This window comes from Dehalogenimonas etheniformans (assembly GCF_014672715.2).
Lineage (GTDB): Bacteria > Chloroflexota > Dehalococcoidia > Dehalococcoidales > Dehalococcoidaceae > Dehalogenimonas > Dehalogenimonas etheniformans.
This window is the reverse complement of record NZ_CP058566.2, coordinates 751,420-776,122: the sequence shown is the minus strand read 5'-3', so window position 1 is coordinate 776,122 and position 24,703 is coordinate 751,420. Positions and strand designations below refer to the sequence as shown.

The window sequence follows — 24,703 nt, the reverse complement described above, 5'->3', positions numbered from 1 at the left end:
AAAAGCAATTCTCCGCTTCAGGGAGTCGTTTCAGTCGTTTTTAACGCAACATGTGACGCACAACAAAGGCTTATGTTAATATTTATGTCCACTACCGGCTCATGCAGAGGTGCTCATGGCTAAGACCATAGAGGAAATCAACGAAAAGATCCGCAAGGGGCAAGCCGTCGTCTTTACCGCCGAAGAGATCATCGGCGTCGTCAAGGAAAAAGGACTTGCCAAAGCTGCCGCCATGGTCGACGTCGTAACCACCGGCACTTTCGGGCCCATGTGTTCCTCCAGCGCCTACTTCAACATCGGTCATTCAAAGCCGCGCATCAAGCTGGGCGGCGGCAAAGTCTCTTTGAACGATGTCCCGGCCTATGCCGGTTTCGCCGCAGTCGATGTCATGATCGGCGCCAATGCCCTGCCCGATGACGATCCACGCAACCGTTTTCATCCCGGCGAGTTCAACTACGGCGGTGGCCACGTCATCGAGGAACTGGTGGCGGGCAAGGACATCAAACTGGTCGCCTCGGCGTATGGCACCGACTGCTATCCGCGCAAGAAACTCGAGACATGGATCAACATCAAGGATTTGAACGAGGCTGTCCTCTTCAACATGCGCAACTCGTATCAGAATTATAATGTGGCGGTCAACCTGTCCGATGAAGCTATCTACACTTACATGGGCACATTGAAACCCAATATGGGGAATATCACCTACTGCAGCGCGGGTCAGCTTTCGCCGCTTTTGAACGACCCGTATTACAAGACGATCGGGATAGGAACGAAGATCTTTCTCGGCGGCGGCGAGGGTTTTATCGCCTGGCAGGGCACCCAGTTCAACCCGGGCGTGCCTCGCACCGAGGGCGGCGTTCCTAAAAGAGGCTCCGGAACCCTGGCGGTCATCGGCGACCTCAAGCAGATGAATCCCCGTTACCTTGTCGGCACCAGTATGCTGGGTTACGGAGTGACTATTTCCGTTGGTCTCGGAGTCCCAATTCCAATTCTTGACGAGGATATTCTAAGGTACACGACCGTTACCGACGACGAGATATTTGCCGCAGTTGTCGACTATTCGAGCGCCTATCCCGAACTCAAACCGGACATCGTCGCTGAAGTCTCATATGGCGAATTGCGCTCCGGGCACGTCAAGATTAAAGGCCGAAAAGTGCCAACTGCCTCCCTTTCGAGCTACCCACGGGCCCGGGAGATCGCGACGGCTTTAAAACAGTGGATCACCTCAGGTAAGTTCGAATTGACTTCTCCCGTGGCTAAACTCCCGGGAGCCGAAAGCGGGGTCAAATTCAAGCCGTTGACTGAGCGGCCGATTAATGGGGGTGAGATATAAATATGGCTGTTACTTGTAAAAAGATATCTCTGAGGTTCCCCCGTCACCTGGCGGATAGGCCGGTGGTCTATCACCTGATCAAGGATTACAATTTGGAACTTAACATCCTTAAAGCCACCATCAGCAGCGATGGAGGCCATATGGTTCTCGAACTCCGTGGTAGCCGCTCTGATTTCGACAAAGGCATCGAGTACCTGACCAAGACCGGTCTCATCATTGACACTCTTTGCCGTGAGGTCACCCGCAATGAAGCCCGCTGTACCGACTGCGGCGCCTGCGTTACTGTTTGCCCTGCGGATTCCTTTGTCGTTGACCCCTTGACCCGCGAAGTTGCCTTCGACGAGGAAAAATGTGTCGTCTGCGGCATGTGCATCCTCTCCTGTCCGTCACGTTCGATGGAGCTCCATTTTTAATCGATCTTTTAATGCTGAGCAAAGCGAAAAATCCGGTTGATGTATCAGCCTCGCACCTACCGCAAATGGCATGAAAGCGCCGACCTGGTTTCCTTCACCGTAAGTGTCAACGAAACAAACCTGTTCGTCAGCGCTAGAGTTGACCTTGAACGTAAAGCACGCAAACTGGTACTGAAATATCGTTCCATTCTCGAAAATTACATTGCCGGTCATCCCACGTTCCTAACCTCATTGAAGCCGGTTGAGATCGAAGCCGATGCCCCTCTGATTGTCCGAGACATGGCAGAGACGACCAATAAAGTAGGTGTTGGTCCCATGGCTTCGGTGGCCGGGGCAGTAGCCCAGTTCGTTGGCGAGGAATTATTGGAATACTCCCCCGACATAATTATCGAAAATGGCGGAGACATTTACATCACATCCACCAGGGAACGGGTAATCGGCATCTATGCCGGCGATTCACCGTTATCAGGGAAGCTCGGGATCGAAATCTTCCCTAACGAGACCCCATGCGGCATCTGTACCTCGTCGGGAACCGTAGGTCATTCGCTTTCGTTCGGAAAAGCTGATGCGGTAACCATAGTTGCTCCTTCAGCAATACTTGCCGATGCAGGAGCGACGGCTTGTGGCAACGTTGTTCAAACCTCAGCAGACATCGAACGAGGACTGGAGTTAGCTTCCAAAATCGCAGGCGTCAGCGGCGCAATAATCATTGTTGGGGAGCGCGTCGGCGCCTGGGGATCTGTACGGTTAAAACACCTTTAGTACTATTGGTCATCTCCGGACATGACTATATAGCCATTTACGCGGATGGTCTCCTGCGCTAAAGTATACCCGAATATAGCCGTGCAGGTTTTGAATTATGTCACTTCAATTAAAGGGCACCAAATACTACCGAACAGCTGAAGTCTGCGAGTTGGCAGGCATCAGCAGAACCACACTATTCCGATGGCTGAAGAATGATCTCCTGGGGGCGGCTGTTGCGCGTGACCGGCGCGGTTGGCGCCTCTTTACCGAAGCTGAAGCCGAACTTCTGAAAGCCGAAGCCAACCGGGTTGATGGCGTCTCAGCCAGCGAGTAAGGAATTTGGGGAGAACCGAGATGTCTCAAATCGACGAATGGCTTAAATTACTCGTTGACCTCGGAGGCTCAGACCTGCATTTGCGGGTGCCCAGCCCACCTGTTTTGCGTATCGATGGTGAACTCATTGTTCGCGATGAATTTCCGCCTCTTAAAACGTCTGATCTTGAAGCAGTCCTTGACGAGATCACCAAACCGGAACAAAAAGAGACATTTCTTCGTGAGAAAGAACTCGATTTCGCATACAGCGTCGTCGGTTTAGCGCGTTTTCGCGTCAGCGTGATGCGCCAGAGGGGTACGCTCTCGATGGCATTCCGGCAGGTTCCTTTTCAAATATTATCAATGGAAAAACTCGGCGTTCCCATGATCTGCAAAGAACTAATTATGAAACCCCGGGGCATGATACTGGTCTGTGGCCCAACCGGCTCCGGTAAATCGACGACAATGGCGGCGATGGTGGATTACCTAAACCAGAATGCTTCAAGAAACGTGATAACAATCGAAGATCCTATTGAGTACCTTCATTCCAATAAAAGATGCTTGATCGCTCAACGAGACCTGGGCGACGATACCAAAGCGTTTGCTGTCGCTCTGAAACACGCCCTTCGGCATGATCCGGACGTTATCATCGTCGGAGAAATGCGCGACCTGGAGACAATATCAACGGCTATCGCTGCGGCAGAAACCGGCCACCTGGTAGTCGGTACGCTGCATACCACCGATGCGGCTCAGACTGTCGACCGTGTCATCGATATCTTCCCGCCCAGTCAGCAACAACAGATTCGGCTGCAATTCAGCCAGGTTATCGAAGCCGTGCTTGTCCAGACTCTTGTTCCGCGCCTGAACGCTAAAGGGCGCGTCCCGGCTTTTGAGGTAATGACGGCAACCCCCGCTGTCCGCAACCTTATCCGTGAGCAAAAAACCCACGAAATCACGAATGTCATCCAATTATCGGGTAAGGACGGCATGCAGACCCTTGATCAGTCATTAACCGATCTTCTGCGCAAAAACCTGATATCCAAAGAAGAGGCTCTGCTCAAGAGCAGCCATCCGGATAAACTCCAAAAGTTGCTTCAATATCAAGCAACCGCGGGAATCAGGTAGTACCTAGCGCTAACATTGTTAGCTGTCCCACGATCGGCTTAGAACCGTTTTCTTGCCTTCGTTCTGTTGCTTCAAGGTGTTATAACAGGTATTCTAATGGAGTACAGGACATAGTTCCGGAGCGGCTGAGCCGCTAGTTCGACCTTCGCGAAACAATCTTGCCTAATACCGCCCGGATGCTATATACTGTCTTAATACTTTAGTATTAGTACCAGTATTCCGGAGGTCGAAAGCCTGTGCTCACTCAATTCAGCTACGTCGGGCTCTTCATTATTATCGGGGCTGTTTTTATATTGGTAACCTTGGGCATCCCCATTCTGTTGACACATCTTGGTGTAGTTCCTAAGAAACCCTCCAAAGTTAAACAAGACACCTATGAATGCGGAATGGAGACCACCGGCCGCAGTTGGGTCCAGTTCAATTTCCGCTATTATATCTTCGCCCTGATGCTAATAGTCGTAGATGTATTGGCTGTCTTTCTGTACCCCTGGGCGGCTAATCTCGGCGATCTAGGCGCACCGGCCTTTTTTGTTATCGCTTTCTTTTTATTTATCGTAACGGTTGGATATATATATGCCTGGAAAAAGAAGGCATTGGAATGGCAATAGATCCCATTCATCGCGGAATATATTCAGAAATAGATATGGACGTCCGAGAAGGCGGCGAAATCGAAGCTTTTTACGCCGGCCACCAGATACCAATACCGGATCCGATCGATTGGATAAATGCACCGCCCCTAGCTCAAAATGTCCTCCTCACAAGCGTTGATAAAGTCATCAATTGGTCGCGACGTTCTTCAGTCTGGCCGGTAACTTTTGGATTAGCTTGCTGCGCCATTGAAATGATGTGTACTGCTGCCTCCAGGTTCGACCTCGCCCGGTTCGGGATGGAGATTTTCCGCGCCTCCCCGAGACAAGCTGATCTCATGATCGTCGCCGGAACATTGACTTGGAAAATGGCTCCTTGGCTCCGGCGCATTTATGACCAGATGCCTGAGCCAAAATGGGTGCTGGCGATGGGCGCCTGCGGGACCTCAGGCGGTATGTTCAAGGGATCATATTCGGTGGTGCCCGGTTTTAACAAAGTAGTGCCCATCGATGTTTACGTCCCCGGATGCCCTCCACGCCCGGAGGCTCTCATCGAAGCCATTACGGACATTCACGCCAAGATCGAAAAGATGCACCCCACCAGGAAAACCAGCGAATAATGAAGGACTTGGATTTTATCTCCGTCGCCCGGCGCATTGCAGACCGTTTTGGCGAAAATTCGGTCGCCGCGGATGACAAACGGCTTATGATTCGTTCCGAACAGTTGGCCGATGTCGTGCTGTTCCTTCGCGACGATCCCGAACTTGCGCTGGATTACCTGAACTCCATTACCGGCATTGATCACAAAACACATTTCTCTATGGTCTATCACCTTACCTCAATCACCAAGGGGCATCGGCTCACCTTCAAGGTAGACCTCGACGACCGGACTAAGCCAAACCTCCCATCCGTCACTCCTGTTTGGCGGGGCGCTGATCTTCAAGAACGTGAAATCTTCGATCTTTTGGGAATCGAATTCACCGGTCATCCCAATCTTAAGCGGATTTTCCTTTGGGAGGGATTCCCCGGTTATCCCTTGCGAAAGGACTGGGTAAACCGTGACGCTTAACACCGAACAATACGCCATCAATATAGGTCCGCAACACCCCAGCACCCATGGAGTGTTCCGTTTCCGCTTGACTCTCGATGGTGAGGTGATCGTCGACGTTGAGCCCATCTTTGGTTACCTCCACCGGGGTATGGAAAAAATCGCCGAAGGAAGAAACTACACCAAAAACATCCCGCTCACAGATAGACTTGATTATCTTTCATCGATGATCAACAACCATGCTTACTGCATGGCTGTCGAGAACCTTATGGGAGTTAAGGTCCCTGAACGGGCTGAGTATATCCGGGTTATCATGGCCGAACTCCAGCGGATCGCCAGCCATCTCGCGGGTATCGGCTTCTTCCTTAACGACATCGGCGCGTTCATGACGCCTCTCCTATACATGTTTCGAGAGCGCGAAAAAATCATCGAGATGTTCGATATGGTCTGTGGCCAGCGGCTCAACTATAACTATATGCGTTTTGGCGGCGTCTCCATGGATCTTCCCAGGGATTTTTTGCCGGCTCTGAACAAGCTTCTGAACCAGTTGCCGGGCTATGTTAATGAATATGACCGGCTCATATCAACCAATGAGATCGCGTTGGTACGGGCAAAGGGTGTCGGTATACTGCCACGCGAATTGGCTATCAATGCCTCAGCTGCCGGTCCTGTGCTTCGGGGCAGCGGCGTTAAATGGGACCTTCGTAAAGATCAGCCATACTCCATATATGAGCGGTTCGAGTTCGACATCCCGACCGGTGAAGCCGGCGACACCTACGACCGTTACATTGTGCGGCTTGAAGAGATCCGTCAAAGCGTCCGAATATTGAAACAGGCTGTCGAACAATTACCTGAGGGCGAGACGCTGGCTAAGGTGTCCAAACTAGTGAGACCTCCGGCCGGTTCGGAAACATACGCTGCTGTTGAGGGTCCGAAAGGCGAATTGGGATTCTTCATCGCCTCAGACGGCACGGAGAATCCCTACCGCTGGCACGTCCGCGCTCCCAGCCTTATCAATCTGACGGTCATCCGAGAAATGCTCCTTGGCTGGAAGGTAGCCGATCTGATGGCGATCTTCGGCAGCATCGATATCGTTATGGGTGAGGTGGACCGTTAATATGGACTGGCTCCATTTTGCCGTTTTCACCTTGATCATCTTCGTCTTCGTCATTAGCGGAGTGCTGTTTTTCATCTGGTTCGAACGTCGTGGCCTGGGACGCTTCCAGATCCGCCCTGGACCGAATCGGGCGGGCCCGTTCGGATTGCTCCAACCTTTGGCTGACGCCGTTAAAGTCCTTCTTAAAGAAGATATTGTGCCGGCATTAGCCGATAAGCCGGTACATTTCCTCGCTCCCCTCATAGCATTCGTTCCGGCGCTGGCTGTTTTTGCCGTCATCCCATTCGGCGATGGGGCTTTGCTCGCCAACCTTAACATCGGCATTTTATACATTATGTCGGTGAGTTCGGTGGTAGTGATCGGGATTTTCATGGCTGGTTGGTCATCCTCTAATAAGTATTCCCTGCTCGGTGCCATGCGCACCATTGCCCAGGAAGTCAGTTATGAGATTCCCCTGGTACTTTCAATACTAGGCGCTGTAATGCTGGCTGGCTCTCTCTCGCTCGACGATATCGTGAAAGCCCAGAATATCCCGTTTATCCTTCTGCAACCTCTCGGTTTCTTGATTTATATGACCGCCGCCATGGCTGAGATAAATCGTACGCCTTTCGATCTTCTTGAGGCTGACTCGGAAATCATTGCGGGTTTTCAGACCGAGTATTCGGGGATGAAATTCGGTCTCTTTTACCTCACGGAGTATGCGGAAACCCTTTCGGTTTCAGCTATAGCCAGCACCCTGTTTCTGGGAGGTTGGGCAGGTCCCCTGTTGCCTGGTTTCATCTGGCTGTTGATAAAGATCGTCGCAGTGTTTACGTTCATAATGTGGGTTCGGGCAACTTTCCCCAGGCTCAGGATCGATCAGGTCATGGCCTTTGGCTGGAAGTTCCTGTTGCCGCTCGCCATGCTCAACTTGATACTGACTGCCGTCCTGGTACTGACCGGGCTCAACGACAAAGTTTGGCTGGCGGTACCCTTGAATTTTGCTCTTGCATTTATTCTTATCATCGGCGCCAGTCGTCAATTCCGGACCGGAGGCGGCCATGTCATCGTTTAAAAACTTCGGTGAAGGGCTCCTCCGTGGCCTTGATGTAACCGCTAAGCACCTGGGTCGCAAGTGGATCACGGTCCAGTATCCCGAGCAAAAACTGGTCATGTCGCAACGGTTAAGGGGCACGGACATTATCTGGGATCGGGTAAGTTGCATCTCTTGCCGCGCCTGCGAGCGAGCCTGCCCCGTAGGTGCCATCTCCATGACCGTCTCCCGCGGTGAAGATAAAAAACTCAAAACCGACGATTTCACGATTGATTTCGGTCTGTGCATTTTTTGCGGTTTATGCATCGAATCGTGCCCGACCGGAATCTCCATTTACCTCGGTTATAGTTATGCCAACACCAATTATCATTGCTCATCAACCAAAGAAGCTAAAACAGGGAACACGCCGTCGGATGGTCGCTGTGTTGAACTTGTCAGGTCCAATGATGCGCTGCTGGTGGACGATGCCGTCCGCCCGCGCTCCGGTTACTACCGTCCTGGTATTGAGGTCATACTTCCACCGCAAACCCTGCTCCTTAACCAGACAACCTACCTGGAAGATTTGAAAAAGCGGGGCGAAAAATAAATGGCCGTTGCTTTTTGGGTCTTTGCGATTGGTATTATCGTCAGCGCATTAGGGGTTGTCCTCCTGAAAAATGTTTTCCGCGCGTCACTTATGTTAGTCTTGTGCTTCTTCCTGGTTGCCGGGCTGTTTGCCAGCTTAACGGCAGACTTCCTCGCCGCGATCCAGGTGCTCATTTACGTCGGTGCGATTTCGATTCTAATCATTCTGGCAATCATGCTGACAAGAGAAATCACTCTGGGCAGCCTGACTAATAAACTCAAGATGCCTGCGCTGGTGGCGAGCGGTTTTGTTTCTATTTCACTCATCGCTACCGCTATCAATACGGATTGGCCGGTATCAAAGGTGCCTCCGGCGGAGCCTACAACTCCGTTGTTGGCAAACCTGCTGTTTTCACCCGAAAATTTCATGCTGCCGCTCGAAATGGCGGCGGTTCTCCTTTTAACCACCATAATCGGAGCGATAATTTTGGTGAGAGACAAGTAGTGGAAATTGGGCTGAATCATTACCTTGTCCTTTCGGCCGTGCTTTTCGGTATCGGCCTGTGGGGCTCCCTTTCCAAGAAAAGCGCAGTAGTCATCCTTATGTGTATCGAATTGATGCTGAATGCCGCCGCCATAGCCATGGTAGCGTTCTCGCGATTCGTAGTCCCTGGCCTTCTGACCGGGCAAGTTTTTGCGATCTTCATCATCGTGGTTGCGGCAGCCGAGGCCACCGTCGCCCTGGCAATAATCATGTCGATCTACCGCAGTCGGGACAGCATCGACGCCACGAAAATCGATCTCATGAAATGGTGAAATTGGAGCCGGTGAATTGATCACTCCGTTTTTTGTTTGGGCGATCTTTGTGCTACCTCTGTTAGCATTCGCGTTGATCGCTCTTTTCGTAAAACCGTTCTTAAGACCCCAGCCTGAAGTCAGCGGGTATATCGGTATTTTTGCGGCAGGCCTGGCTTTGGCTCTATCAGTGTGGGCACTTTCAGGAGTGATCCAATCCCCCCACCACGAGATTGCCATCGCGCCTTTTGATTGGCTGACGATCGGAAGTCTCCAGATCCAACCGGGGGTCATTCTGGACAGCCTGACAGCGGTTATGCTGGTGGTCATCACGGCTGTCGCCCTCATGGTCAATATATATTCAATGGGATACATGGCAGGCGATCCCGGCTTCGAGCGGTATTTTGCTGTTCTCTCTCTTTTCAGCGCCTCGATGATAGGTCTGGTCTTGTCCGACAACCTGTTCATCACTTTCATATTCTGGGAATTGGTCGGCTTGTGTTCATACCTGCTTATTGGTTTCTGGTTCCAACGTCCTGCTGCCGCAGCGGCGGCAAAAAAAGCATTCATCGTTACCAGAATCGGTGATTTCGGTTTCCTCGCAGCGATCCTTGTTCTTTTTACTAATTCCGGTACCCTCGATATTCGCGAACTGAACGGTCTGGCGGTTGCAGGTGTTTTAGCCGGCGGGGTAATCACCTGGGCGGCTCTGGGCATTTTCCTCGGAGCCATGGGCAAAAGCGCCCAATTTCCGCTTCACGTTTGGCTGCCGGATGCCATGGAAGGTCCGACGCCTGTTTCGGCCTTGATCCATGCGGCGACCATGGTCGCCGCCGGAGTATTCTTGGTTGCCCGGACATACCCGTTGTTCGAACAATCCTCGGTAGCGCTGACCACCGTCGCGGTTATCGGCGGAGTCACGGCCATCTTCGCCGCCAGTATGGGACTCGTCATGCATGACATGAAACGGGTGCTGGCTTATTCGACAATCTCACAACTCGGGTATATGATGCTCGGCCTGGGCACCGGCGGCATAGCAATTGCCATGTTCCACCTGATGAACCATGCCTTTTTCAAAAGCTTGTTGTTCCTGGGCTCGGGTTCGGTCAATCACTCCACGGGAACATTCGATCTGCGTCAAATGGGGGGTCTGAAAAGCAAATTGCCGAAGACCTACTGGACGATGGTCATCGCCTCCCTTTCAATGGCCGGTATCTGGCCTCTTTCGGGATTTTTCAGCAAGGATGAGATAGTCGCCGGATCTTCCACGCAACCAATCCTAATGATTTTTGCTCTCATAACGGTGTTCCTGACCGCTTTCTATATGTTCCGGTTGATCTTTCTTGCTTTCCACGGCACGTATCGTGGTCAAAGCCATCCCCATAATCCACCGGCCGTAATGACGGCGCCGCTCATTATTCTTGCAGTACCTGCGGCGTTTTCGGGGTTCCTAAATCTCAACGGAGGGTTCGCCGGTCTTTTCGGACATGGTGAAACCCGGAGCCTTCTGGAAGGTTTGTTCGGCGTATTTAAAGAACCGGTCACCTGGATATCTTTGTTGCTCGCCATGTCCGGCATATTCCTTGCTTATTCAATATATGTCAAAGGTTGGCTGTCGGTCGAAAATATCTCCCGGAGGTTCGGCGCTCTTTACGAGTTGGTCCGGCGTAAATACTTCTTTGATGAACTCTACGAGAAAGTAATCGGAGAACTGTTACTCTTGCGCGGTATTTTCAACGGCTTCCAGTATTTCGACTCCCGCTTGCTGGACAACGGATTAAACACCATCGTGGTAGAAAATGCGATTACGCGTTCACTGTTCGGGCGTTTCAAATACTTTGACGAGAAAGCCGTCGACGGCGCTGTGGATGCCGTGGCGGACAACACCGTAGCCGCCGGTTCTGGATTGAGGCGGGCTCAAACAGGTCAACTCCAAACATACGGCCTGTTCTTCGCTTTCGGCATTTTGGCGATCATCATCGCCATTTTCTTGGCCGGCTAAAAGGAGGTAGCATTTGGATATCCCATTATTGACACTGACCATCGCTATTCCAATAGCCGGTACACTGCTAATTGCTTTTTGGCCAAGGCTTTCGCCAAGAACCATAAGATGGGTGTCACTCATTGCCACCGCTATACCTCTGCTCATTTCCCTGATCATCTTTATCGGATTCGATCGCTCGGATTCGATGAGCGGCGTGATGCAATTCACCGAAAAACTTTCGTGGATTCCGCTCATCAACGCCAATTACTCCCTTGGAGTCGATGGTTTGTCTCTCCCGTTTTTGGTTCTGACAACCTTCATCGGTTTCCTGGTGATCCTGATTTCATGGAAAATCGATCTCAGAGTGAGGGAATATTTCGCCTGGGTCCTTTTGCTGCAGGCCGCTATCACCGGTGTATTCATCGCCACCGATTTCCTTCTGTTCTTCATCTTCTGGGAGCTAGAGTTGATTCCTATGTACTTCCTGATCGCCATCTGGGGCGCCGGGCGAAAGGAGTATTCGGCTCTCAAGTACGTTCTTTATACCCTCCTGGGTGGCGCTTTTATACTCGCCGGAATTTTGATTCTCTACTTTGCCACCGGCTCCCTTGACATGACGAATCTGATCAGTGCCGATCTGACAGAAGTCATGAAGTCCGGAGCATTGGCGCTCACCTTCATCTTCTTTTTCCTTGGATTTGCTATCAAATTGCCGGTCTTCCCTTTCCACACATGGCTGCCAGATGCCCATACAGATGCACCCACAGCGGTTTCGGTGATCCTTGCCGGCACACTCCTAAAAATGGGCGGTTATGCCATGATCCGCATCAACGCCTCGATGTTCCCGGATGAGGCGCTCAAGTTCGCGCCGGTCATCCTGGTGCTAGCTGTGATCAACGTCATTTACGGCGGAGCTATTACGCTCAAACAAACCGACATCAAGCGCCTGATCGCGTATTCGTCTATCAGCCACATGGGCTTTGTTCTCCTAGGCATCTTCGCCCTCAGTCAAATATCGATGGTCGGCGCTTCGCTCCAGATGGTATCCCACGGCATTATCACCGGGCTTTTATTTGCCATCGTCGGCGTGGTCATGCATAACAGCCACGAACGCAGCATTCCAAAACTGGGGGGCTTGGCGAACCAAATGCCGCGGACAGCAATCATCTTTATCCTGGGCGGCTTAGGCGCGATGGGGGTACCGGCAACCTCTGGCTTTATCGCCGAAGTCACGGTGTTCCTGGGGTCCTTCAGTAGTGGGGTCGTAGGCGGCATCCAGGTGTTCACTCTGCTCTGCTTATTAGGTATTCTATTAGCCGCGGCGTATATTTTGTGGACTGTTCAGCGCGTGTTCTTTGGCCTGCCGCATCCCAAATTCGAAGGTGTTCATGATGCGGACAAAGTTGAGCAGACTTTTTCGATCATATTCATCGCGGCCATGTTCGTTATCGGCTTATACCCCCGGATTATCACAGACGTCATCGATAGCGGGATACGCCCAATCGCGGCTTTATTTGGAGGTTCCTAGTTGAACTACAGCCTCCTGACTCCGGAATATATAGTTCTTGGTACAGCCGTCGCTGTAATTCTGGTGGATTTGTTTGTTCCCAACAAGAAGGTGTTGGTCGGCTTGTCGATTGCCGGGCTTATCGCATCGATCAGCGCGGCGATCCTTCAATGGCCTTCCACTCCCCAGAGTCTTTTCGGCGGGATGATCGCCCATGATTCATTTGCCGGTTTCTTCAAGGTATTTTTCCCCGTAATGGCAGGGCTTGTTATTCTTGCGTCAGTCGACTACGTTGAAAACTTCAAAAAATTCCACGGCGAATATCATGCCCTTGTCCTGTTGGCTGCCCTGGGCATGATGCTTATCGCTCAGTCTTCCAATTTGATTACGCTTTATCTTTCTTTAGAGATCACCGCAATCTCCTTTTACGTGCTGGTAGGCATCCAGAAAGATAAGAAATCGACAGAATCAGCTCTCAAATATGTTCTACTTTCAGGGGTCGCATCTGCGGTGCTCGTTTACGGCATGGCACTGGTTTTCGGGTTCACTGGCTCCACAGGCTTGTCCGAAATCGCCGCGACAATTCAATCAATGGCGCCTTCCCAGGTCTTGGACAGCCCGGGCCTATTGATGGGTCTCATATTCATTATCGTCGGTCTGGGATTTAAGATCGCGGCCGTACCATTCCAGTTCTGGGTGCCGGATGTCTACGAAGGCGCCCCTACGCCGATCACAATGTACCTATCTGTAGCATCCAAAGCTGCAGGTTTTGCTTTGATAATTCGGGTGTTGAGTAGCGCATTTATTGAACCTTCGGCGCTGGCTAACCAATGGGCGCCGGTTATAGCGGTGATATCTGCCATTGGCATGACCGCCGGCAATTTGATGGCGATACCCCAGAAAAATATCAAGCGCCTGCTCGGGTATTCGACCATCGCCCATGCCGGTTACATATTAGTCGGCTTAGCGGCTTTGGGTAATGAGCCTGCGAATTCAGGTCTCGCGATTGGTAGCGTTCTTTTTTATCTCATTTGCTTTGCGGTAAGCGACCTGGCAGCATTCATCAGCATCATAGCTATTTCGAAGCAGGTAAAAAGCGATGACTTCCCCGACTACGCAGGACTTGCCCGTTCCTCACCGATCATGGCCGGCGCCCTGACGCTGGCTTTGCTCTCGTTGACGGGTTTTCCGCCCACTGCCGGATTCCTTGCCAAATTTTATGTCTTCAATGCGGGTGTACAGGCAGATTTGTTGTGGCTGGTTGTTATTGCCGCCGTTAACACCGTCATCTCCGCTTACTACTATTTTGGGGTAATAAAGGTTCTTTGGCTAAGAGAATCCGCTAGCCAGGTCGCTGTACCTGCGTCAAAACCGCTCAAAACCGCTCTTGGAATATCGACGATCGGAATTCTGGTTCTCGGCATCATACCGGCCGCAGTCTTGAAATTATCCGAAGCGGCATCGACGATTTTTACACGATAATGCCTGTAGAATTGATCGATAGCCACGCCCACCTCGATTTGCCGGAATTTGAACCCGATTTCGACGAAGCCTTGAATCGGGCAGAAGCGGCTGGCATAAGGACCATTGTTACCATCGGAACCGATCTCCCTTCAAGCAAGAAAGCCATTAGGCTGGCAGAAAACCATCGAAACATTTATGCCACGGTTGGGATACATCCCACCGATTCTGCAGCGATGACCCTCGAAACACAACGCGAACTGGCAGCACTAGCGCAAAATCCAAGAGTTGTTGCAATTGGCGAGACCGGATTGGATTTTTACCATAAACCTTTTTCCGAAAGCCAACAACTCGGAACCTTGAAATTCCAGCTTGAGCTAGCGGTACAAGTCGGAAAACCGGTGGTTGTGCACAGTCGAGAAGCGGATTCAACTGTATTGCCGATTCTTGTTGAATGGGCTATAACCAATCCCAACCACCTGAAAGGTGTCATCCACTGTTTTAACGGAACGATCGACACGGCACGCGCATATATGAATGCCGGCTTCTATATCTCCCTGGGCGGATATGTCACTTACCCCTCTTCAAGGAAGAGTCACGAAGTATATCGGTTCATCCCGCTAGACAGACTACTTCTTGAAACCGATTGCCCCTTCCTGCCACCTCAAAGTCACCGCGGGCAGCGTAACGAACCCTCATATCTGGTTCAAACAGCACAGGCACTAGCTGCAATTAAGGAAATTTCTTTCGAAGATATTGCTAAAACGACCGCCGATAACACAAGAAAATTGTTTAAGTTAGATTGAACCGAGTCGCCGATCCGATTGGATCATCAACTTACACCTTGAAAGCCGAAGGGCAGATATCATTTAGAAAACAACCCGCACAATTGGGTTTTCGAGCAGTACAGATAGCCCTGCCATGGTCCTGCAGCCAGTGAGAGACTCGGCCCCAATCCTCGTGAGGCACAATTTTCATCAGGTCTTTTTCGATTTTCACGGGGTCTTCATCCCGGGTAAAACCCAGTCGCTTAGACAGTCTTGCAACATGAGTATCGACGGCAACACCTTCGATCTTCCCAAAGGCATTCCATAGAACGATATTCGCTGTTTTTCGCCCCACACCAAGTATTTCAATCAACTCCGCCATTGTCGAAGGAACTTGACCGTTGAATTTTTCAACCAGGGTTTTACCCATGCCCATCAGGCTCCTTGCTTTGGCATGGTAAAAACCGGAGCGTTTAATCAGAGTCTCAAGCTCTGTTACTTCAGCGGTGGCGTAATCCGACGCGTTCTTATACTTGGCAAAGAGCGATGGAGTGAGAGAATTGATAGCTACATCGGTGGTTTGCGCCGACAAAATCACGGCGGTAAGCAACTCTAGCGGGGTTTTGAAATTGAGCGCGATTCGAGATTTAGGATAGGCTTTTTTAAGTCTTTTAATAGTCTCGTTGATGTCGGCAGGCTTATCAGTCATATTTCAGTTTAACATATTGGAATACACAACAAATATTCTTTCCATCTATTGACTCCATTGGGAAAAGGGGGTCTATAATTAGATCAGTCTATAACAACTAGCCGTCATGGAAGTCGCGATGATTACCAGGAACAAGAACTCCGATCAATCCAGATTAGAACAAGCTGACAGCGATCCTTCCATCATCCCGGAACTTATATCAATCATGAACTCCAAGGGAACCGATAGATTCCGAGCTGCAAAGGAATTGAGTCTAATAGCCCGAGATGCACCGGAACTCCTTTACCCCGAATTTAATATTTTCGCCGACCTTCTCGATAACCAATCGAGCGTTCTACTATGGAATGGATTGCGCATCCTGGGTTATGTGGCGCGAGTCGATACCCAACATCGCCTCGATGGCGTCATCGATAAATACCTCTCGCATCTTTGGGACAAAAAACTGGTGACTGCCGCTAACGTGGTTCTTGGCGCCGGACAGATTCTGAAATATCGCCCGGAATTGGCCAATAAAATCCTGAATCAGATCCTACAGGTCGATGAAATCCCACTCCCTACAGATGAATGCCATCAGGTCATCCGCGGACACGTGCTATCTGCGTTTATCGATGGCTTCGAGTCGCTAGGCAATGACGCCAGGATTTTCGAGTTTGCTCAGCGGTGCTCTCAAAGCGGAAGACCATCGACGATGAAGAAATCGGAAGAACTAATTCGGAAGATGCAACCAGGGTAAATGGTGAGCCGTACAGGCTTCTAACCTTTAACCTGCTGATTAGGGGTCAGGCAAGAGAGAACTGCAGCGTCACCTGATCAGTCCGCGCTTTCATTTCCTTAAAAGTCTATCGTACAAACTTTGCTCGTTTTTCATGCCGTTTGATACCAACTATGAAATCATATTGTCGATTTTGGATAGGCATCACGTCTTGGAATTGTAACATGACGAAAGCAGCCTAGTAGACAATGTATTGTAGTGGTTATATTTAAAAATTTTGGGGAGTCCAATCGGACTCCCCAAAAATCCAAACTGTGCTTAAATTCTTTCTTTTGGCCGTCTTTGCCTTACGAACAAGACCAACCCGAGTAGGAGTGCCATTACCAGTATCACTCCAGGTATCCAATTAGTTGGAGTCTCGTCGCCAGGTGGGTTAGTGGTCGTGGAAGAAGTCGGCGGGAGTGTTGTCTTTGTAGCCGGAGGAGTGGTCGTCGGCGGAGGAGTAGTCGTCGGTGGAGGCGTCGTGGTCGGCGGAGGCGTGGTCGTGGGAGGAGCCTGAGCGCCGATCAGGGCAAACACCGTAAAGTGGGTAATATTGGCCGTAACTGTCTTGTTGGCAGTATCCACCACACTGTTTAATTTAACCCAGGCTGAGCCATTCCACCAGGCAATATACAGGCCACTCTCCGAGATCCCAGAAATGTCAGAAGCAGAATACGCGAAGCTTATGGTGATACCGGGATTGAAAGTGACACCGTTTAGACCCATGTCGTAGCTGTTCAGTATCTTAGCCTGAGCCGGTGCAGCCGGAACAGAGGATGGTGTGTTAGCCGAGAGGAAAGGCTGTGCGGCGCCAGCTGCATTCCAGATAAAGACACCGACGGGGATGTTCAGAGTGAGTTTACCATCGGGTGTTTTGATCTCACCAGCTGTAATCGACTTGCCGTTGCCGTCCATCCAGGGCGAAGTGCCTGCCAGGTTTATACCCACCAATTGATTACCAAAACCACCTCCTCCGCCGCCTCCACCACCTCCACCACTAGTAATATCAGCAGTCGCAGTTGGTGCGTCGACAAGGGACAGGGAGTAATTGGCGCCGTCAGCCCCGCCGAGGCTCGACGCAGGTGTCAATGAGACAGTCTTGCCTGTTCCAACATTTGCGTCAGAGAAGGCGATGACCGGACTAAAGTTAACCGTATCGCCCGCTATTACTCCACTAAGAGCAAGGTTATTGGTGGCGAAAGTCGCCGATGCATTTCCATCGGATGCCTTGCTGTTAGCTGTGAAAGAGCCAGCAACTGTTAACTGATTTTTACTGATACTAGCTGAGAGAGTCGGTTGGGTCACGGTGTAGTTGCTGGCGTCAGCACCGCCAAGAGTATAACCGGTGGTGGTTATGTTAACGGTCCCAACGTTCTTGCTGGCAAAGGTGAAGACCGGCGTACCTCCCAGAGTCACCACATCAGGGGCAACGATCCCATCCAGGGCTGCTATGCCCGTCGCAGTGGCTGCGGTGGTGCCATTATAGGTCTTGTTGTCTCCAGTCAGACCAACGACCGTCAAGGCCTTGGCAGTGATGTCGGCCAAGAGCGTGGGCTGGGTCACAGTATAGTTGGCAACATCGGCGCCGCCTATAGTGTATCCGGCACCATTGATGGCGATACCGGTACCAACATTCTTGCTGGCAAAGGCGAAGACCGGCGTACCTCCCAGGGTAACTACGTCAGGAGCAACGATTCCACTAAGAACCGCTGTACCACTGACGGTGACAGTTGTATCTCCATCGTAGGTCTTATTAGCCCCGGTCAGGCCAGTAACTGTCAATGCCTTAGCGGTGATGTCGGCACTGGTGGTATCTGTGGTAGCTGAACCAAGCGTATAGTTGCCAGAATCATCAAGCGGATTGGCGGTTATGGCGATGCCGCTGACGTTAATCGCAATGCCTGTACCGACATTTTTGCTTGCGAAGGTGGCGACATAGGTATAGCTGAAGACATCACCCGCGATGCGGTCATCAGTGAAGCTAACGGAGGCGGCAGTGGTGCCATCATAGACATTGTCGACGCCGACGGCATTGGCAGTCAACGTCCTGGCGTTGATACTGGCTGAGAGAGTCGGTTGGGTCACGGTGTAGTTGCTGGCGTCAGCACCGCCAAGAGTATAACCGGTGGTGGTTATGTTAACGGTCCCAACGTTCTTGCTGGCAAAGGTGAAGACCGGCGTACCTCCCAGAGTCACCACATCAGGGGCAACGATCCCATCCAGGGCTGCTATGCCCGTCGCAGTGGCTGCGGTGGTGCCATTATAGGTCTTGTTGTCTCCAGTCAGACCAACGACCGTCAAGGCCTTGGCAGTGATGTCGGCCAAGAGCGTGGGCTGGGTCACAGTATAGTTGGCAACATCGGCGCCGCCTATAGTGTATCCGGCACCATTGATGGCGATACCGGTACCAACATTCTTGCTGGCAAAGGCGAAGACCGGCGTACCTCCCAGGGTAACTACGTCAGGAGCAACGATTCCACTAAGAACCGCTGTACCACTGACGGTGACAGTTGTATCTCCATCGTAGGTCTTATTAGCCCCGGTCAGGCCAGTAACTGTCAATGCCTTAGCGGTGATGTCGGCACTGGTGGTATCTGTGGTAGCTGAACCAAGCGTATAGTTGCCAGAATCATCAAGCGGATTGGCGGTTATGGCGATGCCGCTGACGTTAATCGCAATGCCTGTACCGACATTTTTGCTTGCGAAGGTGGCGACATAGGTATAGCTGAAGACATCACCCGCGATGCGGTCATCGGCAAAATTGACAGTGGCAATAGTGGAACCATCATAGGCTCTGCTAACACCTGTGACATCAGCGGTCAACGTTTTCACGGTGATATCAGCCTGGGCTGTCGGCGTGACAATAAGTGACAGCGAGTAGTTGCCGGACTGTGCGCCCGTCAGACTGGAAGCGGCTGTCAGACTGACGATCTTGTGGCCGGTGAGATTGATATTCTTGTCGGCAAAGGCGACCACCGGAGAAAGAGTAACATCATCGGCTCCGACCTTACCAGACAGGGTCAGATTGTTGGTGGCAATGTTTGCTTCCGTAGTCCCATTATAAACTTTGCTGTCGGCGGTGAACGTACCGCCGATGGTCAGTTCCTTTTGGGAAATAGTTATCAGGACTGAACCATTGGCATCGTTGTAGTTTGTGCCTCCGGAGAAGGTCCAATCGGCAGTACCTCCGGCCACATCAGTGAATGAGCTTCCAAGGATCAAAGAGCCGGCTAAATCAACTGTACCAAACACTCCAAAGAACATGTCGTTGGCGGGGATGGCGTTCCACGTCGCGTGGAGAGTTCCGCTGGAGGAATATTCTTGTCCGCCAGCGAAATCGTTCGCTGTTGTATCAGCAATCCATGCGAAATAATTGGAAGCATCTCCTGCCGAGCTTCTTACGACGATGGCGTACGAATGGCCAGCTACGGCATCAAACCCAGCTCCCATGTCTACAGTCACTGCTTTGTAACTTTCGAAGATCGGATTTCCAGGTAAACCGATGAGAGAGGTTTGATCAATAGTACCAGAACAGAGATCGGGACCAAGCGTGTTTACTCCGGTAAGTTCCCTGACGCTAACGGTCACAACTCCGGGATTACCAATCACTTTTCCGCTGATCGAAACTGCAGTCAGATGAAAATTGGAGGAAGACGCGAATGTCTGGGCGAACCAGTTGTCACCCCAAATGCGTTCCGAATTAAGCGGATTATCCGCAAATTCAATCGTGGCAGATGCGCCAATAGCACTACCCGAAGCTCCGTGTGCTGCACCATCATAAACACTATCATAACCAGTTACGGAAACGTTAGCAGTTGCTTTTGTGATAGTCAGGTTATTAGGGCCTATAATTACATTGTAGTTCGGATTTGGTCCCAAAGAATTTCCGCCATAGACCCCATTTGGGTCCGGGATAATGGCATAGGTTCCAACGCTCTCTCCGGGCGCCCTGGTAAAGAAACCGAGCACGAAATCGCTGCCAACCAACCCTATCGCATCGTACGAAAAACTAGGATCGAGTGTGCCAAACACCTTGGTTTGCGGATTAGGAGTTATGGTTATATCACGTTTGGTAATAATGAAGTCACCGGCAGCCGCATCGGTAAGTGAATTGTAGTTAACCGTATCATCCGGGGTGAAATTGGCGGTAACGGCATATGTTGCTGCATTGGTTTGAGTGGCGGCACCGCCGGTCAAAATATTGCTAACGACACCAACTACCGTCCCTGAAGAGACAGTTGCTGACATTGCTGTGCCATCATAAGCTATACCCGAGTTTGTTACTGACAATATTGGAGTAGCCTTTTGAATGCTTAATGCACCAGTTCCCTCGATGGGTATACCTTTGGAGTCTGTGCCCGTAACTTTGAAAGACCAATCACCTGCAGAGGTGGTAGCCGAAGTGTTCAGAGTTAGGGTAGCTGTGGTTGTTCCTTCAGGATATGGATTGCCGTCGAAACTGGCACTCACACCACCCGGATCGCCCGCCGTCCAGTCAAAATTGAGTGTGATGGCCCCGCCAGACTCAGTATCATTATGTGTGAGTGTAATATCGTAAGTAACACTGCCATTGGTACCGTAGGTGAGCGCTCCATTTTGAGGCCCGACACTAACGCCAGATAGAAAAGTTGCAGCTGAAATCGCGGCGGAACAAGCCAATATTATTGCTGCTGCGAAGGGAATCCCTATAAACAGCCTCTTCATCGACCTAGGGAAATTCCCTGGCTCTTTTCCGGATTTGTTTCCACCGAATAACCCGTGCATTCCTATCCTCCTTATTTATTTATCGGTTGTCATCTCAAATTGCATCAAAATTGATCATCAAATATCTTCTGATGATTGGCAAAGGAGCTATGGCGATTATATGAGCCGATATTTCTGGTGTCAATACGTATTTTGGTTATTAAGTATAAATATAATGACTTTTTTACTCCACGGTGACGCTTTTGGCCAGGTTGCGGGGGAAGTCAATGGGACATGCCCTGGCTTTGGCGGTGTAATAGGCCAGGAGCTGCAGGGCCACGGCATTCAAGATCGGCGATAATAGGTCCAGCGTCGGCGGCAGCTTGAGGACATAATCAGCACTGCCGTCGAGGGCGTCGTCACCAGCCTCCGCCAGGCACAGCAGCCGAGCCTTCCTGGCCCGAATCTCCTGGATGGTGATCGACATTGCCTCATAGTTCTCGTCGCGGGGCATCAGGGCGACGACCATCGAGTCCGGCGTCAGCAGGGCGAACGGCCCGTGTTTCAGCTCCCCGGCGCAGTACCCCTCGGCATTCAAGTAAGCGATCTCCTTGACCTTGAGGGCGCCCTCGTAGGCAATGGGCACGTTGACACCCTTGGCGATGAAAAAGACCTGGCTGGCCGCCGCCAGATACTCGGCATAACGCTCAATCTGCGCTTTGTTGTCGATGATTTCCTGAATCTTGCGAGGCAATTGCTCCAGTTCAGCCTCCAGCCGGCCCCGGATTACAGGGTCGACCTCAGGGTGGGAGAGGGCAAGCTTAATAAGCGCTACCAGCTGAGCAATGAAGGTCTTGGTTGCCGCCACAGCTACCTCGGGCCCGGCTGCGGTGTAGATCGTCTGGTCGGCGATACGGCTGATGGTGCTCTTAAAAACGTTGGTGATGGCCACCGTCTCGGCCCCCTGGTCCCTCATCCGTTTCAGACTGACCAAAACGTCAGCCGTCTCACCGGACTGCGACAGCCCGATGACCTTGGATGTGGCAACAAGATGCCTGCGGTGGCTGATCTCCGAGGCTACCTCCACCCTTACGGGGATGCCGGTCAATTCTTCAATGATGTATTTGCCGACCAGGGCGGCATGGCATGACGTGCCGCAGGCAATGAGGGTGAGGTTACGAGTGTCCCCGTCCAATACAGGCGGGGCATCAGGATAAGCCCTTTCCTTTATGTTATATTGCTGCAGGCAGTTCTGGACCACCCTGGGCTGCTCGCTTATCTCTTTGAGCATGTGGTGTTCATAGCCGTTTTTACCCAGATCCTCCAGAGCCCACAGCGAATCAAAGGCCTCGCGCCTGACTTCTACCCCCTCGTTGGTGATCTTGAGGCCGTCCCTGCCCATGACGGCCAGGTCATTGTCTTCAAGATAGATGATCTTTTGAGCGTAGTTCAGAACAGCGGGAACGTCAGAAGCGGTGATAAAGCCGTCAGGGCCGATGCCGATGATCAGCGGGTTGCCGTTCCGGGCGGCCACCATCCGGTTCTCATATTCGGTCACCACCAGTATGGCGTAGTTGCCCTGAACCTCATCAAGAGCCTGCTTCACCGCCTTTTCGATATCACCTTCGTAGTATTTCTCGATCAGATGGGGCAGGACCTCGGTGTCGGTCCCCGATACAAAGATGTGACCTTCGTTAGTTAACTGCTTTTTGAGCTCCTGGTAGTTGGAGATGACGCCGTTGTGGACCACGGCAATCTTCTGCCGGCAGTCAGTGTGGGGGTGGGCATTGGCCTCCGAGACCTCGCCGTGTGTCGCCCACCGGGTATGCCCGATGCCAATAGTGCCCGAGACCAAGGGTGAGTTGGCCTCGAGATGCCCCACCCTGTCGGCGCCTTTATAGACAGTCAACGGACTGCCCCTGATGGCGACACCGCAACTGTCGTAGCCACGGTATTCCAGCCTCGCCAGCGTCTCCATGAGCACCGGCTGCGCTTTCTTATTACCTACATATCCTACTATGCCACACATTGTGGTCCAACTCTCTCGCAATAAGATATTACCGGATACCAAGAACTAATAACCAAAACCATCAGAGCCAACTTTCAGCGATGACTCCTAGAGCATTATTGCAGACAGCGGCATAGTTTTGCTGTCGTCTAAATGATGAAAAATTTTGAAAGGCGCCTACATGATGTCACGTATTGTTGTAACTATTACGGCGATATCTAAAAGGGTTAATAATTGAATCCGAAATAAAAAGAAATTTATGGTCATTCAGGATGATGACGGCCTAAAGTAATTTCAGACCCGCATCTCATTCCACTAAACAAAAGGATGACGCTCAGCCGTCTAGCTACTAACGAGACCTAGATAGCAACATCGACAATTTATCGATAGTCTGTTGCACCCACGACTCGTCTTCACCCTCAACGGTGAATCGTATTTTTGGTTCTGTGCCGGAAGCTCGAACTAATATCCATCCATCGGTAAAATTCAATTTGATACCATCTGTGTAATCAACATCCCGCGGGTTGAACAAGGATATAAGTTCCTGTTCGAAATGGCGAAGATTCAAGCCATCAACTCGTAGACTGCCTCGGCGGATCGGTAGTTCGATCAGGTGATCGATCTTGGTTGAAAGTTTGGCTTTGCTGGCCAAATCGACGAGGCAGGCAACGGCGAAAATGCCGTCTGGACACAAGGTGTTCCTGGGAAAAATCCAGGCCCCGGATGGTTCGCCACCAAAATCGCCTCCGTTCTTAAGCGCTTCCGATACGAAGCTATCGCCGACCCGAGTCCGGGCAATTTGGTAGCCCTGCCGGTCGATCATCGCCGATGCGTCGACGGTGGTCACTACTTTCTGGGCTCTCTCTGCTGCAGCTAACAGACATAGCATTTTATCACCAGTGATAAAACGACCTGCGTCGTCTACAGCCATCATCCGATCCGCATCGCCGTCATGGGCAATGCCAAAATCAGCTCCGGATTTCCGCACAGCATTAATTAAGTCGCTCAAGTTTTCTTCCAGTGGTTCAACGGCATGAGGGAAGAACCCGCTTGGGTTGGAATTGAGGCTTAAAACCGAGCAACCTAAAGCTCTTAAGAGGTTCGGGGTAACATCTGATGCCGCCCCGCAGGCGCAATCTACCACAACCTTAAGATGATAAGACTGTGGAAATATCTTGCGGATCTGGTTGATATGCTGCTCAACAGCGCCGTGGTAATTAGAACACCAACTAACAGATCCCCATTGGGCTATATGAGGTGAAGCAGCCGATACAATAGTTTCTATTTCCTGCTGTTGATCCGGACTGAACGATGAACCATCGGGATTGAAAAGCTTTATGCCATTATATTCCGGAGGATTGTGAGATGCCGTTACCATCAAGCCGCAATCGAATTTCCGCGCCGCAAATGCGAGCGTGGGGGTTGGGACCAGTCCGGCATCGAAGGATTTAGCGCCTGAGATAGAGAGCCCACCGACAGCGATATGTTTCAAAGCATCACTAGAGGTTCGCGTATCACAGCCGACAATCACCCTCGGGTACTTCGAACCAACAGCCCGCCCAACCCTGAAAACAACATCGACGAGTTGTTCATTGAAAGGCTGACGAATTCCCGAACTTCCGAAAAGACCCATACTCGATTTTAAAGGCGTTTGTTCCCTTATGTCAAAAAGGAACGTGTGATGATACTTACTGAGCGGATATTAAGCGAACTCGTCTAGTTGAGTTCGGGCGATTAGCTCTGGTTTGTCTAAAATCTT

General features: G+C 51.2%; 22 protein-coding genes. 18 read left to right on the top strand and 4 right to left on the bottom strand.

Going from position 1 to position 24,703, the window contains the following annotated elements:
* Positions 1–115 precede the first annotated feature (115 nt).
* From HX448_RS03930 to HX448_RS03850, 17 genes are all read left to right on the top strand, one after another.
* Positions 116–1,333 carry a homocysteine biosynthesis protein gene (locus HX448_RS03930; protein WP_104201622.1) on the top strand — a complete coding sequence of 406 codons (1,218 nt, stop codon included), beginning with the start codon at positions 116–118 and terminating at the stop codon, positions 1,331–1,333.
* A gap of 2 nt (positions 1,334–1,335) precedes the next feature.
* On the top strand, positions 1,336–1,746 hold the full coding sequence (locus HX448_RS03925) for an NIL domain-containing protein (RefSeq protein WP_104201621.1): 411 nt from the start codon (positions 1,336–1,338) through the stop codon (positions 1,744–1,746).
* 39 nt (positions 1,747–1,785) lie between these two features.
* A complete protein-coding gene (locus tag HX448_RS03920) occupies positions 1,786–2,508 on the top strand; it encodes a UPF0280 family protein (RefSeq protein ID WP_104201620.1) in 723 nt (240 codons plus the stop codon).
* A gap of 97 nt (positions 2,509–2,605) precedes the next feature.
* Entirely contained in the window at positions 2,606–2,824 is a 219-nt protein-coding gene (locus HX448_RS03915) for a MerR family transcriptional regulator (protein WP_104201619.1), read from the top strand.
* Between the two features lie 20 nt (positions 2,825–2,844).
* Entirely contained in the window at positions 2,845–3,927 is a 1,083-nt protein-coding gene (locus HX448_RS03910; protein WP_104201618.1) for a type IV pilus twitching motility protein PilT, read from the top strand.
* A 236-nt stretch (positions 3,928–4,163) separates the two neighbouring features.
* Positions 4,164–4,535, top strand: a complete 372-nt coding sequence (locus HX448_RS03905) for an NADH-quinone oxidoreductase subunit A (protein WP_104201617.1) — start codon at positions 4,164–4,166, stop codon at positions 4,533–4,535.
* Entirely contained in the window at positions 4,526–5,134 is a 609-nt protein-coding gene (locus tag HX448_RS03900; RefSeq protein WP_104201616.1) for an NADH-quinone oxidoreductase subunit B, read from the top strand. The genes HX448_RS03905 and HX448_RS03900 overlap by 10 nt, the downstream gene beginning before the upstream one ends.
* A complete protein-coding gene (locus HX448_RS03895) occupies positions 5,134–5,583 on the top strand; it encodes an NADH-quinone oxidoreductase subunit C (RefSeq protein ID WP_162486025.1) in 450 nt (149 codons plus the stop codon). The genes HX448_RS03900 and HX448_RS03895 overlap by 1 nt, the downstream gene beginning before the upstream one ends.
* The gene (locus HX448_RS03890) at positions 5,573–6,679 is read left to right on the top strand and encodes an NADH-quinone oxidoreductase subunit D (RefSeq protein ID WP_104201614.1); all 1,107 of its coding nucleotides are present in this window, start codon (positions 5,573–5,575) and stop codon (positions 6,677–6,679) included. The genes HX448_RS03895 and HX448_RS03890 overlap by 11 nt, the downstream gene beginning before the upstream one ends.
* A 1-nt stretch (position 6,680) precedes the next feature.
* The gene (nuoH, locus tag HX448_RS03885; protein ID WP_104201613.1) at positions 6,681–7,733 is read left to right on the top strand and encodes an NADH-quinone oxidoreductase subunit NuoH; all 1,053 of its coding nucleotides are present in this window, start codon (positions 6,681–6,683) and stop codon (positions 7,731–7,733) included.
* On the top strand, positions 7,720–8,298 hold the full coding sequence (locus tag HX448_RS03880; RefSeq protein ID WP_104201612.1) for a NuoI/complex I 23 kDa subunit family protein: 579 nt from the start codon (positions 7,720–7,722) through the stop codon (positions 8,296–8,298). Before nuoH ends, HX448_RS03880 begins: the two co-directional genes overlap by 14 nt.
* Positions 8,299–8,781: an NADH-quinone oxidoreductase subunit J family protein gene (locus HX448_RS03875; protein WP_104201611.1), complete on the top strand. Its 483-nt coding sequence runs from the start codon at positions 8,299–8,301 to the stop codon at positions 8,779–8,781.
* A gap of 5 nt (positions 8,782–8,786) precedes the next feature.
* On the top strand, positions 8,787–9,092 hold the full coding sequence (gene nuoK / locus HX448_RS03870; protein ID WP_104201624.1) for an NADH-quinone oxidoreductase subunit NuoK: 306 nt from the start codon (positions 8,787–8,789) through the stop codon (positions 9,090–9,092).
* A gap of 16 nt (positions 9,093–9,108) precedes the next feature.
* On the top strand, positions 9,109–11,073 hold the full coding sequence (gene nuoL, locus HX448_RS03865) for an NADH-quinone oxidoreductase subunit L (RefSeq protein ID WP_226846847.1): 1,965 nt from the start codon (positions 9,109–9,111) through the stop codon (positions 11,071–11,073).
* 13 nt (positions 11,074–11,086) lie between these two features.
* Positions 11,087–12,583, top strand: a complete 1,497-nt coding sequence (locus HX448_RS03860; RefSeq protein WP_104201610.1) for a complex I subunit 4 family protein — start codon at positions 11,087–11,089, stop codon at positions 12,581–12,583.
* A complete protein-coding gene (locus HX448_RS03855; RefSeq protein WP_104201609.1) occupies positions 12,584–14,044 on the top strand; it encodes an NADH-quinone oxidoreductase subunit N in 1,461 nt (486 codons plus the stop codon). It abuts the gene before it with no gap.
* Entirely contained in the window at positions 14,044–14,829 is a 786-nt protein-coding gene (locus HX448_RS03850; RefSeq protein ID WP_104201608.1) for a TatD family hydrolase, read from the top strand. Before HX448_RS03855 ends, HX448_RS03850 begins: the two co-directional genes overlap by 1 nt.
* A 31-nt stretch (positions 14,830–14,860) precedes the next feature.
* On the opposite strand, the gene nth is transcribed toward HX448_RS03850, so the two are convergent.
* Positions 14,861–15,499 carry an endonuclease III gene (nth, locus tag HX448_RS03845; RefSeq protein WP_104201607.1) on the bottom strand — a complete coding sequence of 213 codons (639 nt, stop codon included), beginning with the start codon at positions 15,497–15,499 and terminating at the stop codon, positions 14,861–14,863.
* Between the two features lie 106 nt (positions 15,500–15,605).
* Here nth and HX448_RS03840 point away from each other — a divergent pair, with 106 nt between their 5' ends.
* Entirely contained in the window at positions 15,606–16,232 is a 627-nt protein-coding gene (locus tag HX448_RS03840; RefSeq protein ID WP_162486024.1) for a hypothetical protein, read from the top strand.
* A gap of 297 nt (positions 16,233–16,529) precedes the next feature.
* Here HX448_RS03840 and HX448_RS03835 read toward each other — a convergent pair whose 3' ends face one another.
* The 3 genes from HX448_RS03835 to glmM all read right to left on the bottom strand — a co-directional run bounded on the left by HX448_RS03835 (position 16,530) and on the right by glmM (position 24,577).
* Positions 16,530–21,017, bottom strand: a complete 4,488-nt coding sequence (locus HX448_RS03835; protein WP_190259837.1) for a beta strand repeat-containing protein — start codon at positions 21,015–21,017, stop codon at positions 16,530–16,532.
* 163 nt (positions 21,018–21,180) lie between these two features.
* The gene (gene glmS, locus HX448_RS03830) at positions 21,181–22,965 is read right to left on the bottom strand and encodes a glutamine--fructose-6-phosphate transaminase (isomerizing) (RefSeq protein WP_190259835.1); all 1,785 of its coding nucleotides are present in this window, start codon (positions 22,963–22,965) and stop codon (positions 21,181–21,183) included.
* Positions 22,966–23,293: 328 nt separating this feature from the next.
* The gene (glmM, locus tag HX448_RS03825; RefSeq protein ID WP_190259836.1) at positions 23,294–24,577 is read right to left on the bottom strand and encodes a phosphoglucosamine mutase; all 1,284 of its coding nucleotides are present in this window, start codon (positions 24,575–24,577) and stop codon (positions 23,294–23,296) included.
* Between the last annotated feature and the right edge of the window lie 126 nt (positions 24,578–24,703).